Genomic DNA, 19,718 nt, shown 5'->3' with positions numbered 1-19,718 from the left:
ATAGTGATGAGGTGCTTGATTTTATGCGAAAAAAGCTAGTCTATACGCCGCCGGCCAACGGTTACCCGGAGTGGAACAATAACCCTGAAATTTATCGTTTGAACCGTATGGATGCGCATGCTTCGTTAATGCCCTTCGATACGATAGAGGAGGCATGGGATGGCGATCATAATAAGTCTTCGAATTATTTATCGCTGAACGGCCAGTGGAAATTTGCGTTTGCAGCGAATGCCGAATCACGAATAGTCAACTTTTATGAAGCTGATTATGATCATAGCCAGTGGGACAGCATTACGGTACCCGCGCATTGGCAGCTGCAGGGCTATGATTATCCGCAATATACGAATGTCAGATATCCTTGGGATGGCAACGAGGACATAAAGCCGCCGTTTGCCCCTACTGCATATAATCCAGTTGGATCATATGCTCGTACTTTTACAGTACCATCCGAGTGGGATGGTAAACCTGTATTTATCAGCTTCCAAGGTGTGGAGTCAGCTTTCTACGTATGGCTTAACGGTGAGCTTGTTGGTTTTAGCCAAGATACGTTTACCCCTTCCGAGTTCGATCTAACCCCTTACCTTGTAGACGGAGAGAATAAGCTGGCCGTAGAGGTTTATCGTTGGAGTGACGCAAGCTGGCTGGAGGATCAGGATTTTTGGCGAATGAGCGGTATTTTCCGAGATGTCTACTTGTACTCCACTCCAGAGGCGCATATCTATGACTATTTTGTACATACAGAGCTTGATGAGCAGTGCCTTGACGCAGAGCTGATTGTTGATGCGAAGCTGCTTAACTATTTTGTCAGGCCAATTGGCAAAATAACGTTGGAGGCAGCGCTATATGACGCGAATCGAGCTGCCGTATTTCCAAGCCCGCTGACGATCCAGACGCAGGTGGAAGGCGAGGAGCTCACTTCTGTTCAACTGCGCGCCGCTGTTTCAAATCCGCTCAAATGGAGTGCTGAGCAGCCGAATTTATATACGCTAATACTTAGCTTGAAATCAGAGGACGGCACGCTGCTTGAAGCGATAAGCTGCAAGGTCGGCTTCCGCAAGTTTGAGATCAAAGATGGCCTGATGCAAATCAATGGACGCCGGATCATGTTCAAAGGGGTAAATCGTCATGAATTCTCATGCGATACAGGCCGTGCGATTAATGAAGCGGATATGCGCAAAGATATTGAACTGATGAAGCAATATAATATCAATGCCGTCCGCACCTCACATTATCCGAACAACTCGCTCTGGTACGAGCTTTGTGATGAATATGGGCTGTATGTCATTGATGAAACGAATCTGGAAACCCATGGTTCTTGGACTTATGGACAGAAGGAGCTTGGCACTACGGTGCCTGGAAGCAGACCGGAATGGACAGGTGCTGTGCTCGATCGCTGCAATTCGATGCTGCAAAGAGACAAAAACCATGCGTCTATCGTCATCTGGTCGCTTGGAAATGAATCATTTGGCGGAGGCAATTTCATAAAAATGCATGATTTTTTGCGTGAAGCTGACCCGTCGCGCGTCGTTCATTATGAGGGAGCGTTTCACTACCGCGAATCGGATGCTGCTTCTGATATCGAAAGCCATATGTACACCAGCCCTCAGGGCGTTGAACAGTATGCGAGAAGCAACCCGCAAAAACCTTATATTTTATGCGAATACAGTCATGCAATGGGCAATTCCTGCGGGGGCTTGCATGTGTATTGGGAGGTTTTTGAGAAGTATCCTGTGTTGCAGGGCGGATTCATATGGGATTGGATCGATCAAGCCATTCGAGTAACAGATGAGAGCGGCACAGTGAAAATGATGTATGGAGGCGACTTTGGCGAATCGCCGCATGATGGCAATTTCTGCGGCAACGGCCTTATTTTCGCAGATCGTACAGTGTCGCCTAAGCTTCAAGAGGTGAAGAAGGTATACCAAAATGCTAAGTTTGAAGCGATTGATCTGAAGAATGGCACCATTAAGGTGACCAATCGTCATTTATTCAGTGCTTTAAATAGCTTTAGGCTTGCTTGGCAAGTAGCGATTAACGGTGTTTCTGTAGAAGCAGGCACGGTAGAAGCGGCCGCACAACCTGAGAGTGAGGAAACGTTAACGATTCCTTATATGCTGCCTAAGCTTTCTTCCATTTCAGAAGAGGCTGTATTATCGGTACAGCTGCTGCTGAAGGAGCAAACTCTTTGGGCAGAAGCGGGTCATGAAATCGCGTTTGAGCAATTTGTGCTGCCTGCGCCTATTGAGCCGATTATTGGTCTTGTACCAGCTAAGCCTGCTGTTCATGCTGAACTGTCGGCAACGGCGCTTCTCGTAAGCGGTGAAAGCTTCACTGCGCAATTTGATCTAGCAAATGGCAGCCTTGCTTCCTACGTGTGGAATGGCTCAGAGCGGTTATTGCAAGGATTGACTCCGAATTTCTGGCGTGCATACACGGATAATGATCGCGGCAATCAGCAGCATTTGCGCTGTGCAACATGGCGTGAAGCGGGGACAGAGCGCGTTCTGCAAGCGATGACTTGGGAGCTTGAGGCAAGCAGTGCAACAATTCATGTGCAGTATAGCTTGCCTACCACGACAGAATCCTTGCTGTCGATTATATACACAGTAAGTGGAGACGGAGAGATTAATGTATACGAGAAGCTACAGCCTGGAGCGGGTTTACCGGAAATTCCGGAAATCGGCATGCTCTTCCAGATGCCAGCATCATTTGATCAGGTAAGCTGGTATGGCAAAGGTCCAGACGAGACGTATTGGGATCGCCAGACGGGAGGCAAGCTTGGGCTTTACGCTGGCAGCGTTCAGGATCAGCTCGTACCGTATATCAGGCCACAGGAATGCGGGAATAAGATGGACGTTCGCCATGCTGCGGTTACGAATGCAAAGGGCGAGGGTATCGTGATGAAGGGTGCGCCACATTTTGAATTAAATGTACTGCCTTATACGCCATTTGAGCTGGAGGCGCATGATCATATTCATCTGCTGCCACCAAGCAACAAAACAGTCGTGCGCGTCAACCATAAGCAAACCGGCGTGGGCGGACATGACAGCTGGGGACAGCTTCCGGAGAAGGAATACATTTTGTTTGCGAACCAAGCATACTCCCATCAGTTTTCAATTAAAGGGCTTTAAAATAAAAAGAGGCTTGTCTTCCGTCTGCTGACGGTCGGCTGGCCTCTGTTTTATTTGATATAGATGCCGCCAAACGGCAGCACTTCGCGAAGAATTCTTTTGATAAAGCCGCCGTTTTGCAGCTGCTCCTCCAGTTCGGCATCGCGGGAGCCTGTTTGGATAAGTACTGGGCCGGTGCCGCGAATTTCCCACTGCACATTCATATGCTGGCTTGCGAGCTTGTTGCCGTAAACGGACAACTGGATGGACGCATGCTCTGGATAAGCGACGAGTGCTCCAGTCTCAACATACAAAGGACGATCCGGATGGAGCTGAATGGATTTCACATCACCAGCGGTAATGATACCGAGCAAGCCCGGCCCGGAAAATCGCATTCGCACGAATTCCTTCGTAATCCATGCGTTTTTGAGCTTCTGCACGACAGACTTTAGCTTCATGCCGTCCGAGAAAAAGATAATATGCCTGAAATCAAACAGCAAGTCGCTTTTCTCATCGATGTGCAGCGTTTCGAGCGAGCAGCCTGCAGGCAAGCCGACAATGAATTCGGCCGGTCCAGAAATAAGGGAGCGAATCCAGCGTTTCTTGCGATACATGCCTGCCAAATCCATGAAACGATCCTCGCGATTTTGCGGATCACCTTGGAAAGCGATGATTGATTTTGGATGCAGAACATGAAGCTTGTCCGCAGTATCAAGGGTGAGATGCACATGGCCGACTTGGGCAGGAACGGTTATTTTCATCCGCTAATTCCTCTGCTGCCTTTGCTGCCTCTGCTGTCTCTACTGCTTGTGCTGCGCTGCTTGCGCCATACGACATAACGCCAAACTCTCAGAGATACGATATAAGCAACAAAAACAGCTGCGATTATAATGACAGTATTAATAAGCTTGCTGATAAACGATTGTTTGTCCTGCTTCATGCGATCCATCTCGGCTTGCAGCTCGGCATTTTGCGCGATAAGCTGATTGTTTTGTTCAAGCAGCTCCTGTTGCTTCATTGCATACGCTGCCGCAGCCTTTGCGGATTCCTCAAGCTGCTGCTGCTGCTTAGCGAGCGCTTCTGTAGCTTCAATATACTGCTCCTGGAGCTCGCTTATTTTCTCAGGTGTATTGTAAATGTCTTTGATTCGATCAATTAAACCTGCGTGGACAGTTGATTGTGGAATGATGATGAGAATAAAGGATAAGAAGCTTGTAATGACAAGTGCTTTCCATAATGATTGCCGCATCATATTCTCCCTTCAGTTTTCGACATAAGAGGGGCTGATGCTTACATTTTACAGCCTTTCTCGACAATAGTCACTCCTGTCCTGTATTTGGATGGAAAAAATGATTCGGCTTCGTTAAAAATCTATTTCTACATAAAAAAAGGATAGCAGCGAAATTGCTGCTATCCTTTGACCAGTTCCTATTTTCTTACGTACAAGCGGCTCGTTTCTTCCCAAATGCCGCCTGGCTCAAGTGAGACAAGCCCGATTTGCTCAGCTGGCAAGTTCACATTTGGCGCATTGACGAGATTCAGCTGCGGCTCCGGACAGAAGAAGCCTGGCGTAGCGTTATTGTTCCAAATCATCCACTGCTTGTAAGCTGTTCCAATATCGTAGACTAGCGTTACGCCATTGCGTGTATCAGTCAGCTCCATCGCGTTGCGGCCGTTTTGCGGCTCGGTTGTGTAGTGATTATCCATCGGCTCCCAGAATGGGGAGATGCCTGTTGTTTTCATGGCTTCCTCGTCAGCAACTAGCGTTTGGTAGTTGCCTGTTGGCAGCATCCGCTCGTTAAGCTCCCAGCGTTTACCGGTTGTAAGCGTGAAGCGGTAATCATCTGCTGTACTATTTGATGCGAACGGTGCATTGATCGTTGTATGGAAAGCGATCAAGCAAGGCATAGCGTCCGTTCCTTCATTATGTACCGATACATGCTGCAGCAGACCAGTATCATTTAAAGCATAACGAAGCTTAATAGTGAAGCGATGCGGCAAATACGTGTAGATCGGGTGGCTTTCATCGATTGAAATTTTGAGCGATACGTAGCTTTCCGTTTTGTTTGTGCCAAAATCCTCGACACTCCAAGCTGCTGTATGGAAAAACCCGTGCAAATGGTTGCCTGTTTTTGCTTCGTTAACTGGAAAGTTATACGTTCTGCCGTTCCATGTAAAAGTACCATCTTCATAACGGTTTGGGGGGAACAGAACGGGGATGCCGTGAATGCCCGGATTCTCTCTGAAGCTGTCCATTTCCTCTAGGGATGGTTCGCGAAGGAAGGTATAGTTGTTTGCTTTATCGCGAAACGCAATAAGATTTGCACCAACTGCTGGCAATACAGCTGCTTCATAAGCGCCCCATTGCAGCCATACAGCTTGCTCATCATGAAATAATTTCTCAAATGCTTGTCCTTGCGTAGACATGGTAGTCCTCCTAAAAGTGATTAATAATTGACTTCATTTGTGCAAAAAATATTATAATATTCAACTTTAGAATAGCAGGACAGTAGACAACAAACAACCGCCCTATTCCGATAATAGCGGAAAATGGGGCGGTTGTATGTACAACTATTTTGTTATCCGATATTCTTTGCTTGAAGCACGCTGTGAGAACAGCTGTTGGATGACGAATTGCTTGCGGCGATTTACGGTTACTTGCTTAGAGTCTGTTATTTCGGAGTCAAAATAAATCGTTCCGGCATCAATCGTCTTGATTTTTCCGATATTGATGTAGCAATTAGAGCTGACTTGATAGAAGCTGCGTTCGTTAGTCAACTGGCTAATCTGTTCGGCAGTCATTCGTCTCTTTATATTATAGTTTCTGCCATGGAAGCTTACGAGTCCTTGCATACCGAGCTTGAAATAGAGCACGTCTGTCTCCAACTCGAAATCTTCATACACATTCCGTTCGCTCATTACAACATTCATCATCTCAATTCCCCCTTTAGAAATGTGAATCGCTGAATTTGTTAGCGCTTACATTGTAACATGTCACAATAGTATTTGTGAAGTCTTTTATAAAAAAAAGACATTGTTTGATGAAGCCGCTTATGCTATGGTCACTGTAAAGCCAAAAAGTCAGAGAGGTAGGGTATAAAATGAGCAATCAAAATGGATTATCGACATCCAGCAGCATCCTTTATATCGGTTCATATGGAACAGCAGAGGAATCAACGATTCATGTATGTACGTTCGACGACACGACAGGTGAGTTAACGATATTGCAGCGTCTTAGCGGGCTCGAAAACGCTTCTTATTTGACTTTAAATCCAAGTGGCGGCAGCTTATATGCAGCTAGTGAAACTGAAGTAACTGGTGATGCCAGCGGCGGTTCAGTCGCTTCATTTGAGATTGATAAAGCAACGGGCTTGCTGAAGCCTACAGGCAACCGCCTGCTTACATATGGCGCTCATCCTTGCTACATCAGCACCGACAAAGCGGGGCAGGTGCTCTTAGCTGCCAATTATACAGGTGGAAACGTTGCATTATTACCGATTAAGGCTGATGGCGGGCTGGAGGAGGCAACATCTGTTCAGCAAAATGCCGGTGAGCTCGGTCCAAACGCAGCAAGGCAGGATGCACCGCATGCCCATTGCATCATTCCGTTTGGTTCTTCTTATGTATGTGCAGTTGATTTGGGTATCGATGCGATCGTTATTTATCGCTTTGATGAGGAACGGCGCTCGCTTATTCCTCATGGGATTAGCAAGGTTCATCGCGGTGCTGGTCCACGTCACTTGATTTTCCATCCTCATTTAAAAACAGGCTACGTGATGAATGAGCTGGATTCGACGATTACACAATTTGATGTGGATGCGGAACTGGGCGCATTAACAGCAAACCAGGTGATATCAGCTTTGCCAGCGGACTACAATGGATATAACGATTCAGCGGATATTCATTTAGGAGTTTCGGGACGTTATTTGTACAGTTCTAACCGTGGTCATAATAGTATTGCTGTATTTGCAGTGGATCAAGGAAATGGACAGCTCTCGCTTATTCAGCATATCGATTGCGGCGGAGAGTCGCCGCGAAATTTTGTTCTTACGCCAAGCGGCGATCATTTGCTCGTTGCTCATCAGAAGACTGGCAATATTACTGTATTTTCAGTAGATGCGGAAAGCGGGCTGCTATCCAAGCTGGATTCGGAGCTTGAGCTGCCTAGTCCTGTTTGCATGAAGTTTGCAATAGCTTAGCTTCCGAGGTTTTTTCCATAAGAGAGGCAGGTCCTGCTAAACATGTCTGCACCGCAAGACACCAGAACATTGAATAAAGAAGCGATAAAATCTGCTACTGTATACTCGATTCTCATTTGTATCAGCTCCGTTCATCTCATGAATGATATGATGCAATCGGTTGTATCCGCGCTGTTTCCCGTATTGGAGCAATCTCTGCGGTTAAGCTTGGCACAAATCGGCTGGATTGCTTTTACGCTCAATATGACTTCATCCGTTATGCAGCCTGTTGTGGGCTTGATCTCGGATAAGAGGCCTGCGCCTTGGATGCTTCTTGTTGGTATGTGTGCCAGCATGCTTGGGATGGTTGGCTTAGCCTTCGCACCGAACTTCTACTTGGTGCTGCTCGCGGTTGTGTTTGTGGGGCTTGGCTCAGCCGTGTTCCATCCAGAGGGCTCTCGGGTTGTTCATTTGGCCGCAGGCAATCGCAGAGCTTTCTCCCAGTCGATCTATCAGGTTGGCGGTAATTTTGGTCAAATGCTCGGTCCGTTGATGACGATGCTGATCTTCCTGCCGTTTGGACAGAAGGGCGCTATATGGGGGACATTGCTTGCTGCTACTGCCATTATTATTTTGACGAAAGTCGTTCCTTGGTATAAGACGCAGTTAGCTGTACATGATGGCAACATGCAGCGCAAAGCGGCAGGCAGCGCGAAGCCCGCTCTTGCACCCAAGGTTGTTGCGTTTGCACTTGCTATCTTGTTCGTGATCGTATTTGCACGATCCTGGTATGCGGCAGCGATCGGCAACTTTTATCAGTTTTATGTGGTGGAAGCCTATCATCTGACGATTAAGCAAGCACAGATTCCATTATTTCTATTTATGGCAGCCGGTGTTGCCGGCACCTTTCTTGGCGGTATATTGGCGGATCGGATCGGACGCAAAAAAATGATGCTGATTTCCATTCTAGGTGCAGCACCATTTGCTCTGATTCTGCCGCATCTGCCTCTAGCCTGGGTATATCCAGTAATCGTAGTGCTTGGTTTTGTTTTGCAATCCGGCTTCTCGGTCAGCGTCGTGTATGCGCAGGAGCTAATGCCGAGCAAGGTAGGGACGGCTTCAGGGCTTATAACGGGTCTTGCTTTTGGAATGGGTGGTCTTGGTGCGGTTGTTCTCGGATATTTGGCGGATGCCCGTTCACTCAGCTTTGTTATGGTCGCTTGCAGCGTGTTACCGCTGATGGGCTTGCTGGCGCTTATGCTGCCAAAGGATAGGAAAGAAATGGTTTAACTCGAATAGGAATGGCAGAATAGTCGCTTTAAGGATAATTCCTTAAGGCGACTTTTTTTGTTAGAAAAATTATTTGATAAAAACCAAACATAATTATATAATGTTTATAAAATAAGTAGACGTTATTGAGAGGTGTTTGGATAAATGGTTGATGAAGAACGTTTTTGGTCGGCATCGGTAGAAGAATTGAAGCAGGGTTATGTATATGAGGAAGCCGAAGGATTTTATTATTGCCTTATTTGCGGAGAACGTTTTGAGGGCGGAGAGATTTTTCGGGATGAGCAGTCTGGACGCTGGTATGAGGCGCGTAAATATGCAGCCTATCATGTGCAGCAGGAGCATGGCTCCATGCTTGATTATTTACTTGAGCTGGATAAGCGGCAGACGGGTCTGACCGACTTGCAAAAGGAGCTTATTCAAGGTTTTGCCGAACAGCTGACTGACAACGAAATGATGAGCCGTACTGGAATAGGCAGCGCTTCGACCATTCGAAATCATCGTTTCGTGCTGAAGGAAAAGGCCAAGCAGGCAAAGCTGCTGCTCGCGATTATTGAAATGATGGACCATGGCAACACTGCGGCTCCGCGATTCGTGCCTGTACATCGGACGGCTACACAAATCGATGAACGTTATGCAATTACAGAGGATGAATACGCAGATCTTTTGAAGCAATATTTTCCGGATGGTCCTGAAGGTCCGCTCGCCTCATTTCCGCGCAAGGAGAAACGTAAAGTAGCAGTGCTGCGTCATATCGCCTCTTATTTCAAAAGCGGAGTCCGCTATACGGAGAAAGAAGTGAATGAGCGGTTGATTTCTTTTTGGGAAGAGGATTATGCAACACTGCGCCGCTATCTGATCGATTATGGCTATTTGGATCGTAAAGATGATGGCAAAGTGTATTGGGTGAAGGGTTCAGGAATTAAGAAAAATGAGCTTGAACAGAGTGGGTCGACCGAGCAGGTTGAGCAAATGACAGCCCCAAAGAAATCTGCTAAAGGCAAGCAAGGAAAAACGGATAAACAGAAAGCTCAGGCCAAAGTGCAGGAGCAAGAGGAAGAACGAAAGGGTGAGCCGAAAATGGATAAGGCAAAGAGGAAGCAGCTGACAGCTGAATATCAAGAGCGTGAGCGGCAGATGGGTGTTTTTCAGATCAAAAATAATGTGAACGGAAAAATTTATTTAGGAAGCTCCACTAATTTAGATGCCCTTTGGGGGAAAGAGCAGTTTGTACTGAATATGAATGGTCATGCGAATAAGGAGCTGCAGAAGGAATGGAAGCAATTTGGCGGCGAAAACTTTTCTTTTCTCGTTCTAGAGACCGTTAAATTGGAACAAAAGATTCGTTATGATTATAAAGACGTATTGGACCCGGAAGGCCGTCAACCCGTTGACATGGTGCGGCAATACAACAGAGAAGTCAACGATTTAAAGGAGATATGGGCCCAAAAGCTGCAGCCTTATGGTGAAAAGGGTTATCATGGCCCAGCCGAGAAGGTGGAGAAATAAATCATTTTTTGGTTGAGGGAGAGTGCTGATTGAAATGTCTGCTAAAGAAGTAACAGGAGCGGGAGAAAGTTTGCTTCGGAACAAGTTTTTTCAAACGATTATATTTTCAAACGTATTACTTCAAATTGGAATTTGGGTAAGGAACTTCGCTATTCTGATGTATGTGACAGACAAGACGAACGAGGACCCGTTTGCGATTAGTTTGATGGGCTTCGTGGAATTTTTACCAATTTTCGTATTTTCGTTTATCGGAGGAACGTTTGCAGATCGCTGGAAGCCGCGGCTCACGATGATTTGGTGTGACTTTTTATCAGCGTTATCTGTGTTTGTTGTACTGATTACATTGCTTTACGGTTCGTGGCATATGGTGTATTTTGCAACGTTTGTATCGGCAATCCTATCGCAATTTTCACAGCCCTCTGCTATGAAGCTGTTTAAGCAGCATATTCCGGCAGAGCAATTGCAATCGGCGATGGCGATGTTCCAATCGCTTATGGCGATATTCATGGTGCTTGGTCCGTCACTTGGTGTCATATCGTATCAAAAATTCGGCATCGAAGTTTCCATTGGAGTCATGGGTGTAGCGTTCTTGCTGTCCGCTGTCGTGTTGTTCAGAATTCCGCGTGATCGTGAAGTGGAGAAAACAGACGTTGCATTGGAGAGACATTTCTGGAAAGAGTTCAAGGATGGATTCAAGTATGTATGGCGCAGTCCAGTCTTGAAAGCACTTGGAGGTACGTTTGCATTAGCGGGTACGGCGGTAGGAATTGCCCAGACGCTTGGCTTGTTCATCGTGCTTGAGCGTTTGGGTCAGCCTAAGGAGTTTTTGCAATATATTCTGATGGTTAACGGGATAGCGATGCTGGTTGGCGGCGGGGCTGTCATGGTTATAGCCAAAAAAGTAGCTCCGCAAAAGCTGCTCGCAATCGGCCTATTGATGAGCTCGCTTTGTATGATTGGTGTAGGCTTATCAACAAGCATACCCATTACATTAGTGCTGCAATTTATTAGCGGCTTAGGCTTCCCGATGATTCAGATCGGTATTAGCACAATGATTTTGCAATATTCAGAGGAGTCCTATACGGGACGGGTCAATGGCGTGCTTACCCCGATGTTTATGGGGATGATGGTTATTATGACGCTTGTTGCCGGACAGCTCAAAACGGTGTTTCCGCTCGTCGGCATTTATTGCGTCGCAGGATCGATTATGTTTTTGGGAATGCTGCTCCTAGTTCCGTTGTTCAAGCATAAACCGCTTGTTGTTCAGTCTAGTTCTTAGTTGGAGAGAAAGTTTATTCATAATGAATAGGGATACAGAGCATGGATGGGGAATAAACCTCAATGCTCTGTATTTTTTTGTTAAAGCAAAAATGTGCGTGCGCAAAATAGATTTCGGAAAACACTAAATCTATTTTCGTTGTTGATCGGTAAGTTGATTGTTAATCTATAAAAGATGATGTGAATTTCAAACTGTTCAAATTTATCTTTTGAACTTGTAGGGGAGGTCTGTATATGAAGGTGGATCGATTATTGCTCATATTTGGGATTCCACTAGCAGTCATCTTTGGAGGCGGCGGCTTAATTAATACGGACAATCCTGATTACTATATGTATATCGGGTTATTAGGATCGGTTTTCGTTATTGTATCTTTTATTATGAAATATTATAAAAAGAATCAAAAGCAGCAGAATATAATAAAATCAAAAAATAGTAAAGATAAAAGTGATTAAACCTATATATTGACAGATTCTCCGGTGTGAAGTAACATTTGCTATAGTTGATATGTAGGATAGCGAAGCACGCTTATTCCCTCGGTAGAGGGAGGGGCGTGCTTTTTTTGCGTTGCTTCAGCAGTGTTTCTTGGGAGAGTGGCCTGCTGATGGGGGGAAGGGATGTTGTCGAAATACGGGAAATATTGGAGGGAAAGGGGGTAAGAAAAGAAGGGAAAAGAGACAGGCAAGAAGAATGATTATGAAGCCGCTGTAAAAAAATGTGCTAAAAATGTTTTTTAGATCGTTGGTGAATTTATATCATCCTAATAAATGGAGTGGTTAAATATGCAAAAAATAGGACAAATCATGCTCGCAATTACGTTATTGGTGACGATTCTGATAAATACGGAGACAGCTGCGGCAGCAATTGCTTTTACAGATACAAAAACGCATTGGGCAAAGGATGAAATTGCGACGGCGGTTAATCAAGGATGGATTAATGGTTATGATGCAAAAACATTTAAGCCAAATGCGAACATGACACGCGCAGAGTTTTTGAAGTCGATTGTGATGGCGATGAAAGTGAAAGTGGAAGATACAGATACGCCTTTTGTTGATGATACGGGTTGGTTCCGCTCATACATTGCAACAGGATTGAAGCATTCCATTATTAAGGTTGGCGACTATCCAGAAAATACATTTGAACCAAATCGTATGATTACGAGAGAAGAGATCGCGCGTATGACGATCCGTGCGCTAGGCAAAGATGCCGAAGGCGTAAAGTCGGGTTATTTGGCTGTGGCAAAGAAGCTTGAAATCATGAAGGGTTATCCCGATGGTTCGATGGGCGGGGAGAAGAATGCAACTCGTGCTGAGGCAGTGGTGATGATTACCAATACGCTGACTGTGAAGAATCCTCCAGTGCCGGTGGTTGCTTATCCGAAAACGAAGGAAGAGTTGAATACGTTAGTTCAATCACTACCTAACTTTGCAGGTACTACCTCATATGCGCATAATGATCTTTTATTAATTAATAGTAAAGGAACTGATGATTTTTTTGATAATACTTTAGGAGTTGTTTATGAGGGTGAATTAAAAATTACCCGTATCTCAGTTTATAAGCCAACTACTGAAAATAAAGCAATAGTGAAAAGCCTATTGAAAAATTACTATCCCGAATCATTTGAAAAAGCTTATGCAAGTTACATCAAAATGAATGATACAAAATTCCAAGAAGGTAAGAATATATTAAAAACAAAATATGATAATCGAACAATTGAAGTTGTTAAAGCTAACAACAATGAAACTGTGACGATTTGGATCGGAGAATAAATTTTATGTGGGGCGCATTTCAAAAAAAATTAATATGGCTACTAATCACAATCATGCTGGTAACTTCCATTAATTTTAAGTCTCCCGTTCAAGCAGCAGGTATTCAAGACTGCCTGCTACCTTCCGAGTACGATGTTGATTCAAAAATTTTAATTGAACAAAATAATCTACAGTTAACAGTAGGAAACTATAAACTAAATGGTAATTTTTTGTCAAATAAATGTGGGCTTGGAACGAAAGCTGTTGTGTATGGTTCACCAGCAAGTGTCGCTGGAAATGAGTTTGACCAAGGGCAATGGCGTTATCTTGGATACGATATTAATGGAGTTGTTTATCGTAACTGGCTATTTAGAAGTGATTCAAGAGCAACACTAAATGTTGCGAAAAACTGGGTTAAGACACCTTGGTATACCACTGCAGGGAAACAAAAAGGAATCGGTGATACGGAGCATTTAACGGCACATCCTGAAGCTCGAAAATGGTTGGAAGCAATTGTTGATCCTTATAAAGAATCTCCAAATTTTATACAAAGTTATAACAAAAGAACGGGTAAGGGTTGGACAGGTGATACACTTAAAGAGTATGTAATCATTCAGCAAATACCTACAGACTACAGTCCAGGCATTATTCAAATGTGGAGTATTTGGCAACCTGATGGATCTTGGTGGTACGAGATGTTTTATATACCACCATTAAACAAGTTAGAGGTTAAGAAACAGCCTGACCTCATTATTAGTGAATTAATTAGTCCTGCTGATGCATGGGTTGGAGATTCGGTACCGATAAAGATAACGACTAAGAATCAAGAAACAGAAAATAGCGGTGCTTTTACAGTCGGCATAGTTGGTACTACCATTAAATCAGAACTCATCTCAAACATACCTCCCGGTCAAATCAAAACAGTTACCGTCAATGTATCCTCTACATCAAGCGGAATTAAGACCTTCACAGCGAAGACTGACTTTGGTGAAGCCGTCATCGAATCAAACGAAAATAACAACACCAAAGATTTTAAAATTGCATTCAATAAAAAGAACGAACCCACTACTCCAATAGCTATCATCTCTCATAAAGAGGGAGACCATCGAACAACCCCCGAAATAACCATGAAGCCGGCAACAGAGCCGATGCTTGATGACAAACTCTCCTATTCGCCAGGCAAGGAATCAATCACCATTCGAGAATGGAAATATAAAAACCCAACTGGTAAAACGGTTGCGACAAAACCAACAGGAAAAGATTTTGCTGCTGAAGGGAAATACCTAATTGAGCTGCGTGTCACCAATAGCGCAAAAAAAGTTTCGGAATGGGCGCAGCTGATAATAAACGTGGCAAATAAAGCAACGCCTAATCCAAGCACAAGCCCTACGCCAACTCCTGAGCCAACACCTACACCTAAGCCTGATTTGAAAGCGGATATAGAATTTGATCCCCCTAGTATCATTGCAGGGGAAAAGTCCTCGCTTATAAATCGGTCAAAAGGATTGAACGGCTACACATGGACATTCACGAACAACTTGAGCGCTGTACTATCAAATAATACAGACTTTGAGTTTTTGTACAAAACGTATTCAAATCCTGGGTTTTATACGGCTGAAATTACCGTAACCGATGAATTTGGCGGATCGCAAAAGGATACTGCATTGCTTCGGGTTGTCGATCCCAAACCAGTAGCCATCGTATCGGGAATAACGCGTGTAATACAAGGAAGACCGTTAGAGAGGCCATACAATCTTTTAAACTCGTATACACCATTAGAAGATAGAGGCGAAAAAATAGATTTTAGCAAGTCGGAGATGCGCTATAAAAAAGTAGGGGATGCAGCCTATACAAATGGTTGGTTCACCGTAACGCCTGCTAATTTAGGCGAATATCGTATCGAAGGAAAGGTTTATGACACGACTGGAAGAGTTAGTGATTGGGATGATTTGATTATGGAGGTTATACCTGATGCACCACCTACAGTTGAAGTGATAGCACCTGAAGAATCATATCGAGGTAACGGATTCATGCTTTATATTGATGCTGAGAGTCCTGACGGCGATATTCTAAATCATCTTTTTCTCGAAGAGCGATATGACCAAGATGGTGATGGAAACTTTGAGGAAGAAGCGTGGAAGCCCTTATATGATGGAGTTTTTAAAACAACTCATTCGCTCAATTACTCTAAAGTAGGGAAGAGGCAATATCGTGCTACCGTGACAGAAGACTATGGGTTAAAAGGCAATTCGGGCATTGCCACTACTGATATTCTGAACTACGCGCCGTCTGCAAACTTCAACGTGTTTGGAACTACGCAGCAGCCAGGACAGGGAGAAGACAGCGGCCCACCAATAACTAACTATTCAACACAATCGATTTTCCGTTCATGGACGGCTAAGACGCCATACAAAGGCGGAAATGCTCAAAAAGCGGCATGGAAAGCGGATGCTACTACACTATCGACAAAAAATGGAGTATACGCAAACTTTTCTGTTGGATACCCGAACTCAGGAAATGGAGCGAACTCGCGAACCAAATATCAGCTTGCTGCTGATATTGTTGCTAAACCCACTTGGACTGTGCCGGTTAATGAAATATTATTTAACAAGGTTTTCGGTGGAAACCGTCTATATTCTTATAATCAAAATTATAGCTTGCCTAACTATCCCTATACTTTTTATGAACGAAATTCAATTACAGGTGAACTTTTAAGGACGGTTAATTTTGATACCCCAGGTGGCTTCACACTTATGGAAATTGACGGAGATGAAACATTTTACTTTGCAGATAGAAGTCAAAATGCAGCCAACCCGTATTTAGTGGTCGTTGCCAGGTACGATAAAAATGGTGTATATCTTGATTCAATTAATTTGCAATCTAGTTTAACATCACCTAGCGGACTAGGCAGCGGAATTGGACCCGCTCTTGTTCAAATATCATCTAATGGTGAGTATATGTATGTAGCTAGTAAATTCTCGTATGATGTACCAGAGCAATATAATTATAATTACAATAATCAATTGCGAATTTTCAAATACTCCTTAAAAACGAAAAGCTTAGTGTGGGAAGCACCAGGGGAGAACTTGGATCGAGGATTTATTTCAAACATTAACTTGACCGAAGATGATAACGGAGATGCATACTTCACGTATAACTTTGAAGATCGCTATTCTTCTGGTTTAGGAGGAGTGAGAGGTCTCGTTGTACAAGTGAAAAAAAATGGTGTAGCTCGTACCGTTTCTGTAGGGGGTGCAATTGGACTATCAGCGGCTTCCATATCTGATTCAAAAAGATTTGTATATGTAAATTATGTGTCCATGGGTAGCAGTAAAACAGGTACTACTATGTTTGAGGCAATTGAGAGCGGTACTGACTATTACGGTGAAGAAATATTTAAGAGCGCTTTTGGAAGAAGGGTTGTCAGTTACGAAAGTTCACATCCATTAGGTTATTCAGATGTAGCACCCAATGCAAATCCAATCGTATTTTCCAATTTATTGACGTATTCCCAAGGCAGAACGCACGAATCGTATAATGCATTTTTTAATTACTATGGAGACCAACACGGCAGTTTTCAAGGTGTAGATTATGGTGCAAACCTTGGTAAAATATTTATCAATCAATACGATCAGATTATTTATCCAGTGTTTATGGGTGTGGGAAGCTCTTGGGGTGATGCCGATGCACCTAAAAAAATATGGGCCACGTTGTATAACGCAACAACCAATAGTGTCATTGCCCAGACACCATATTCCGGACCAGAACCAGGAAATAATCAGAAGCAATCAGGAACATCGACACCTATTTTACCGGATGGCTCCATTTATGTTTTTTACGAAAAAAATGTCATGCCGTTTGTTTCAGCTAACGCTAATGGAACATTAAAGGAAATAGATGCAAATACCGTTGAAATTACGAGCGACGATTGGGGCGGACTGCTCTATGATGCAGGAAGCTCTATGAAAAACTATGCTTTAGAATTTAATGCGAATGTAAGTGATATAAGAAACGACAAGGTTATCGGAGCTGCTTTTCAGATTCAGAATGAAAAGAATATGTATGCAATGGAGTGGAGCAAGAACACCCTGTCGCTATTCCGTGTAGTCAATGGTGCGAAAAGATTATTGCAATCTGCACCTATGACACGAACTGCATTTAACACGTATCCGATTAAAGTAGAATCGGTTAACGGCATTCAGCGCGTATACTTGAATTATGCAAAAGTACTGGAGGTTGCCGATGGTACGTATACAAGAGGCTACGCGGGATTAATGTCACTTGGGCAATCCAACGCTGTATTCTCTAATGTAAAGAAAACGAACTATGGTGACACTTACATCGAACAAACCTATGATTCTGTTCTCGTCAATGATCCGATCTCTTATGAGAAACTGTTCAATGACGTTGAAAAAGACCCAATGGGAGCAGAAGAGTGGAGCTACAGCCATAATCCAAACTTTTTTGAAAATCCAGAAGGATTGAGCATTTATAGCGGAAAAACGTATGGATCAACTATAAACGCGCTAGAGAAGCCTGGGGTATATGAAATCACCTTTCGTGCTAAAGACAATCCTGGTCTTTCTGCTTATAGCAAATGGTCAGAGCCAGTGAAAAAGCTGCTCTATGTGCATCGACGACCGGTCGCACAGCCTGATGTTAGGTTTACAGGCAAAGTTTTTGCAGAAGGTGAAGCACTGGATTATGAAACCTTTGATACCTCTTATGATCCTGATATTGCTCATATTTTATCAGACAAGTTATTCCGTACACGGTGGGCTGATCAAAGCACATGGACAGTCGGGAAACGAGAGTACTATAATCGCCCTGGAGTGGAGCTGATTGTACAGGAGCAAGTTCGAGATATACACGGAGCATGGTCATATTGGGGGCAATCGATAGTCTATAAGGACGGAATACCGCCAGTTAACCAAACGAAGCCTGTTATGACCATTACGGTTCCAGCTGGAACAACTCAAACAACACCAACAGTGCTGATAAAAGAACCGACGATTCGATGGACGTATTATGACAAGGAGAATGATCCGCAAGAAAGTTATCGTTTAACACTAACCTATGTCGATAACAATGAAACGGCCTTGTATATTGAGCATGAAGGAAATGCACTTACGTATCCTATGCTTGCTGAAAGCATCGATCCAGGTCGCGTCGTTAAGGTGCAAGGGCAGGTTTATTCAGCAGGGGTATGGTCAAATTTAAGTAATATTAAATATTTTATGCTGGATCTGCCGCCGCAAACCTATTTACTTTCATTTAATGGGCTTGATGCTAATAATCCTATTTATACAAACTCTAATCGTCCACAGCTGCATGCGTTTACGATTGATCCAGAGAACCACCCCATTAAAGCGATAGACTATGAGGTGTTCAAAGCATCGAGCGGTGTTATGGTAGTGGACACGAACTCTGCTTTGGCTGCTGCTAATTACACAACACCTGTGTTAGCTGAGGGGCTGCATTACTGGAGAGCGAGAGCGAATGACAGCTATTTATGGGGACCGTATTCAAGCAACGGGTTTTTCTTTGTCGATACGGTTAAACCTGCAGATGTGAATGAACAGCTTACTGTTGAACCTACGGCCGTAACGGTTCAGTTCAATACCTTCTATGATGCCGAGCCTTCCTCGGGACATGCTGCTCGCACCTTCTATTTGCAAAAAGTGAACGCGGACGGCAGTGTGACGAATATTGATTTAAATGGTGACGGTAAAACGGAATACAGCATTCCTTTAGCACTTTCTAAGCAATCATACAAAGTTGCTGGGTTGATTTCTGGACAAGCATATCGTCTTACCGTAATCGATTATGACGTTGCCGGCAATGAAGGGCATTATGAATATATTTATTTCGTTACCAATCGACCTCCGACGGCTGACTTTGATTGGACGCCCAAACCTGTATATGAAGGAGATATGACAACTTTTCTATCCAATGTGACAGATGCTGATGGCAATACGCTTACGATTGCTTATGAGCTGACAAGTCCGCTTGGTGTGAAAAGCAGCTATTACTATACCGTTAATGGTCCAAACTATCCGGTAAAAGGGCCTTCACTAAGGTTAACAACGGTCGGACTTTGGAGTATGAAGCTCACGGTTAGCGACGGTATAGCTGAGCCGGTTAGCGTGACCAAAACGCTGCAGGTGCTGCCGCTTCAAGTCAATGGTTATGTACGACATACGGAGCTATGGGATAAGCATCGTAAGGCTTTCAATTTAAAACATTCAGGAGATGAGAATTCGCCGCGCGGTTATTCGGTATTTTGGGCAGGAGAGAAATTTATACTGGAGGCAGATACAACCCTTACAGGTACGGCTACAAAAGCGGTTCGGGTAGAGGTGCATATGCGTAATTACGAAGCGTCTCTAACTGCGTTAAACACAGGGCAAACCAGCTGGCAGGGTGAGCTTTGGGATGCCTCATTCACAAAGCTTGCTAAAGGCACCTTAACATTCACATTTTCTGCTTACTACAATAATGGCACAGTGAAAACGAAGTCAGTAGACATAACGATAGATGGGCAAACATTAGATATTGTTGGCGTACATCGCGTTCAATAGTGGAGCGGGTTACTAGGTCATTTGTAAGT

At 44.1% G+C, this 19,718-nt stretch carries 12 protein-coding genes; 8 read left to right on the top strand and 4 right to left on the bottom strand.

Features of this window, described 5'->3' with window-relative positions; translation table 11 throughout:
- The first annotated feature begins 23 nt into the window (after window positions 1–23).
- The gene (gene lacZ / locus BK120_RS18440; RefSeq protein ID WP_076269128.1) at window positions 24–3,131 is read left to right on the top strand and encodes a beta-galactosidase, LacZ type; all 3,108 of its coding nucleotides are present in this window, start codon (window positions 24–26) and stop codon (window positions 3,129–3,131) included.
- Window positions 3,132–3,181: 50 nt separating this feature from the next.
- Here the strand turns inward: lacZ and BK120_RS18435 are convergent, their stop codons facing one another.
- The 4 genes from BK120_RS18435 to BK120_RS18420 all read right to left on the bottom strand — a co-directional run bounded on the left by BK120_RS18435 (window position 3,182) and on the right by BK120_RS18420 (window position 6,044).
- The gene (locus tag BK120_RS18435; RefSeq protein WP_076268977.1) at window positions 3,182–3,871 is read right to left on the bottom strand and encodes an AIM24 family protein; all 690 of its coding nucleotides are present in this window, start codon (window positions 3,869–3,871) and stop codon (window positions 3,182–3,184) included.
- Window positions 3,868–4,362, bottom strand: coding sequence for a hypothetical protein (locus tag BK120_RS18430; RefSeq protein ID WP_144376794.1), 495 nt, complete (start codon window positions 4,360–4,362; stop codon window positions 3,868–3,870). Before BK120_RS18430 ends, BK120_RS18435 begins: the two co-directional genes overlap by 4 nt.
- 176 nt (window positions 4,363–4,538) lie before the next feature.
- Window positions 4,539–5,537 carry an aldose 1-epimerase gene (locus tag BK120_RS18425; RefSeq protein WP_076268975.1) on the bottom strand — a complete coding sequence of 333 codons (999 nt, stop codon included), beginning with the start codon at window positions 5,535–5,537 and terminating at the stop codon, window positions 4,539–4,541.
- Between the two features lie 144 nt (window positions 5,538–5,681).
- Entirely contained in the window at window positions 5,682–6,044 is a 363-nt protein-coding gene (locus BK120_RS18420; protein WP_076268974.1) for a LytTR family transcriptional regulator DNA-binding domain-containing protein, read from the bottom strand.
- A gap of 167 nt (window positions 6,045–6,211) precedes the next feature.
- Between BK120_RS18420 and BK120_RS18415 the strand changes: the two genes are divergently transcribed.
- The 7 genes from BK120_RS18415 (at window position 6,212) to BK120_RS18385 (ending at window position 19,689) form a co-directional block, all read left to right on the top strand.
- Complete coding sequence (locus BK120_RS18415; protein WP_076268973.1) at window positions 6,212–7,309, top strand: lactonase family protein; 1,098 nt, start codon at window positions 6,212–6,214, stop codon at window positions 7,307–7,309.
- 42 nt (window positions 7,310–7,351) lie between these two features.
- On the top strand, window positions 7,352–8,578 hold the full coding sequence (locus BK120_RS18410) for an MFS transporter (RefSeq protein ID WP_076268972.1): 1,227 nt from the start codon (window positions 7,352–7,354) through the stop codon (window positions 8,576–8,578).
- 144 nt (window positions 8,579–8,722) lie between these two features.
- The gene (locus BK120_RS36280; RefSeq protein WP_076268971.1) at window positions 8,723–10,084 is read left to right on the top strand and encodes a DUF2087 domain-containing protein; all 1,362 of its coding nucleotides are present in this window, start codon (window positions 8,723–8,725) and stop codon (window positions 10,082–10,084) included.
- Between the two features lie 34 nt (window positions 10,085–10,118).
- The gene (locus BK120_RS18400; protein ID WP_076268970.1) at window positions 10,119–11,363 is read left to right on the top strand and encodes an MFS transporter; all 1,245 of its coding nucleotides are present in this window, start codon (window positions 10,119–10,121) and stop codon (window positions 11,361–11,363) included.
- Window positions 11,364–11,596: 233 nt separating this feature from the next.
- On the top strand, window positions 11,597–11,815 hold the full coding sequence (locus tag BK120_RS18395) for a hypothetical protein (protein WP_076268969.1): 219 nt from the start codon (window positions 11,597–11,599) through the stop codon (window positions 11,813–11,815).
- A gap of 327 nt (window positions 11,816–12,142) precedes the next feature.
- The gene (locus BK120_RS18390; RefSeq protein WP_076268968.1) at window positions 12,143–13,129 is read left to right on the top strand and encodes an S-layer homology domain-containing protein; all 987 of its coding nucleotides are present in this window, start codon (window positions 12,143–12,145) and stop codon (window positions 13,127–13,129) included.
- A gap of 209 nt (window positions 13,130–13,338) precedes the next feature.
- On the top strand, window positions 13,339–19,689 hold the full coding sequence (locus BK120_RS18385; protein WP_179089823.1) for an Athe_2463 domain-containing protein: 6,351 nt from the start codon (window positions 13,339–13,341) through the stop codon (window positions 19,687–19,689).
- Window positions 19,690–19,718: the final 29 nt, after the last annotated feature.

Source organism: Paenibacillus sp. FSL A5-0031 (assembly GCF_001956295.1).
Lineage (GTDB): Bacteria > Bacillota > Bacilli > Paenibacillales > Paenibacillaceae > Pristimantibacillus.
This window is presented reverse-complemented; position numbering and strand designations above follow the sequence as displayed.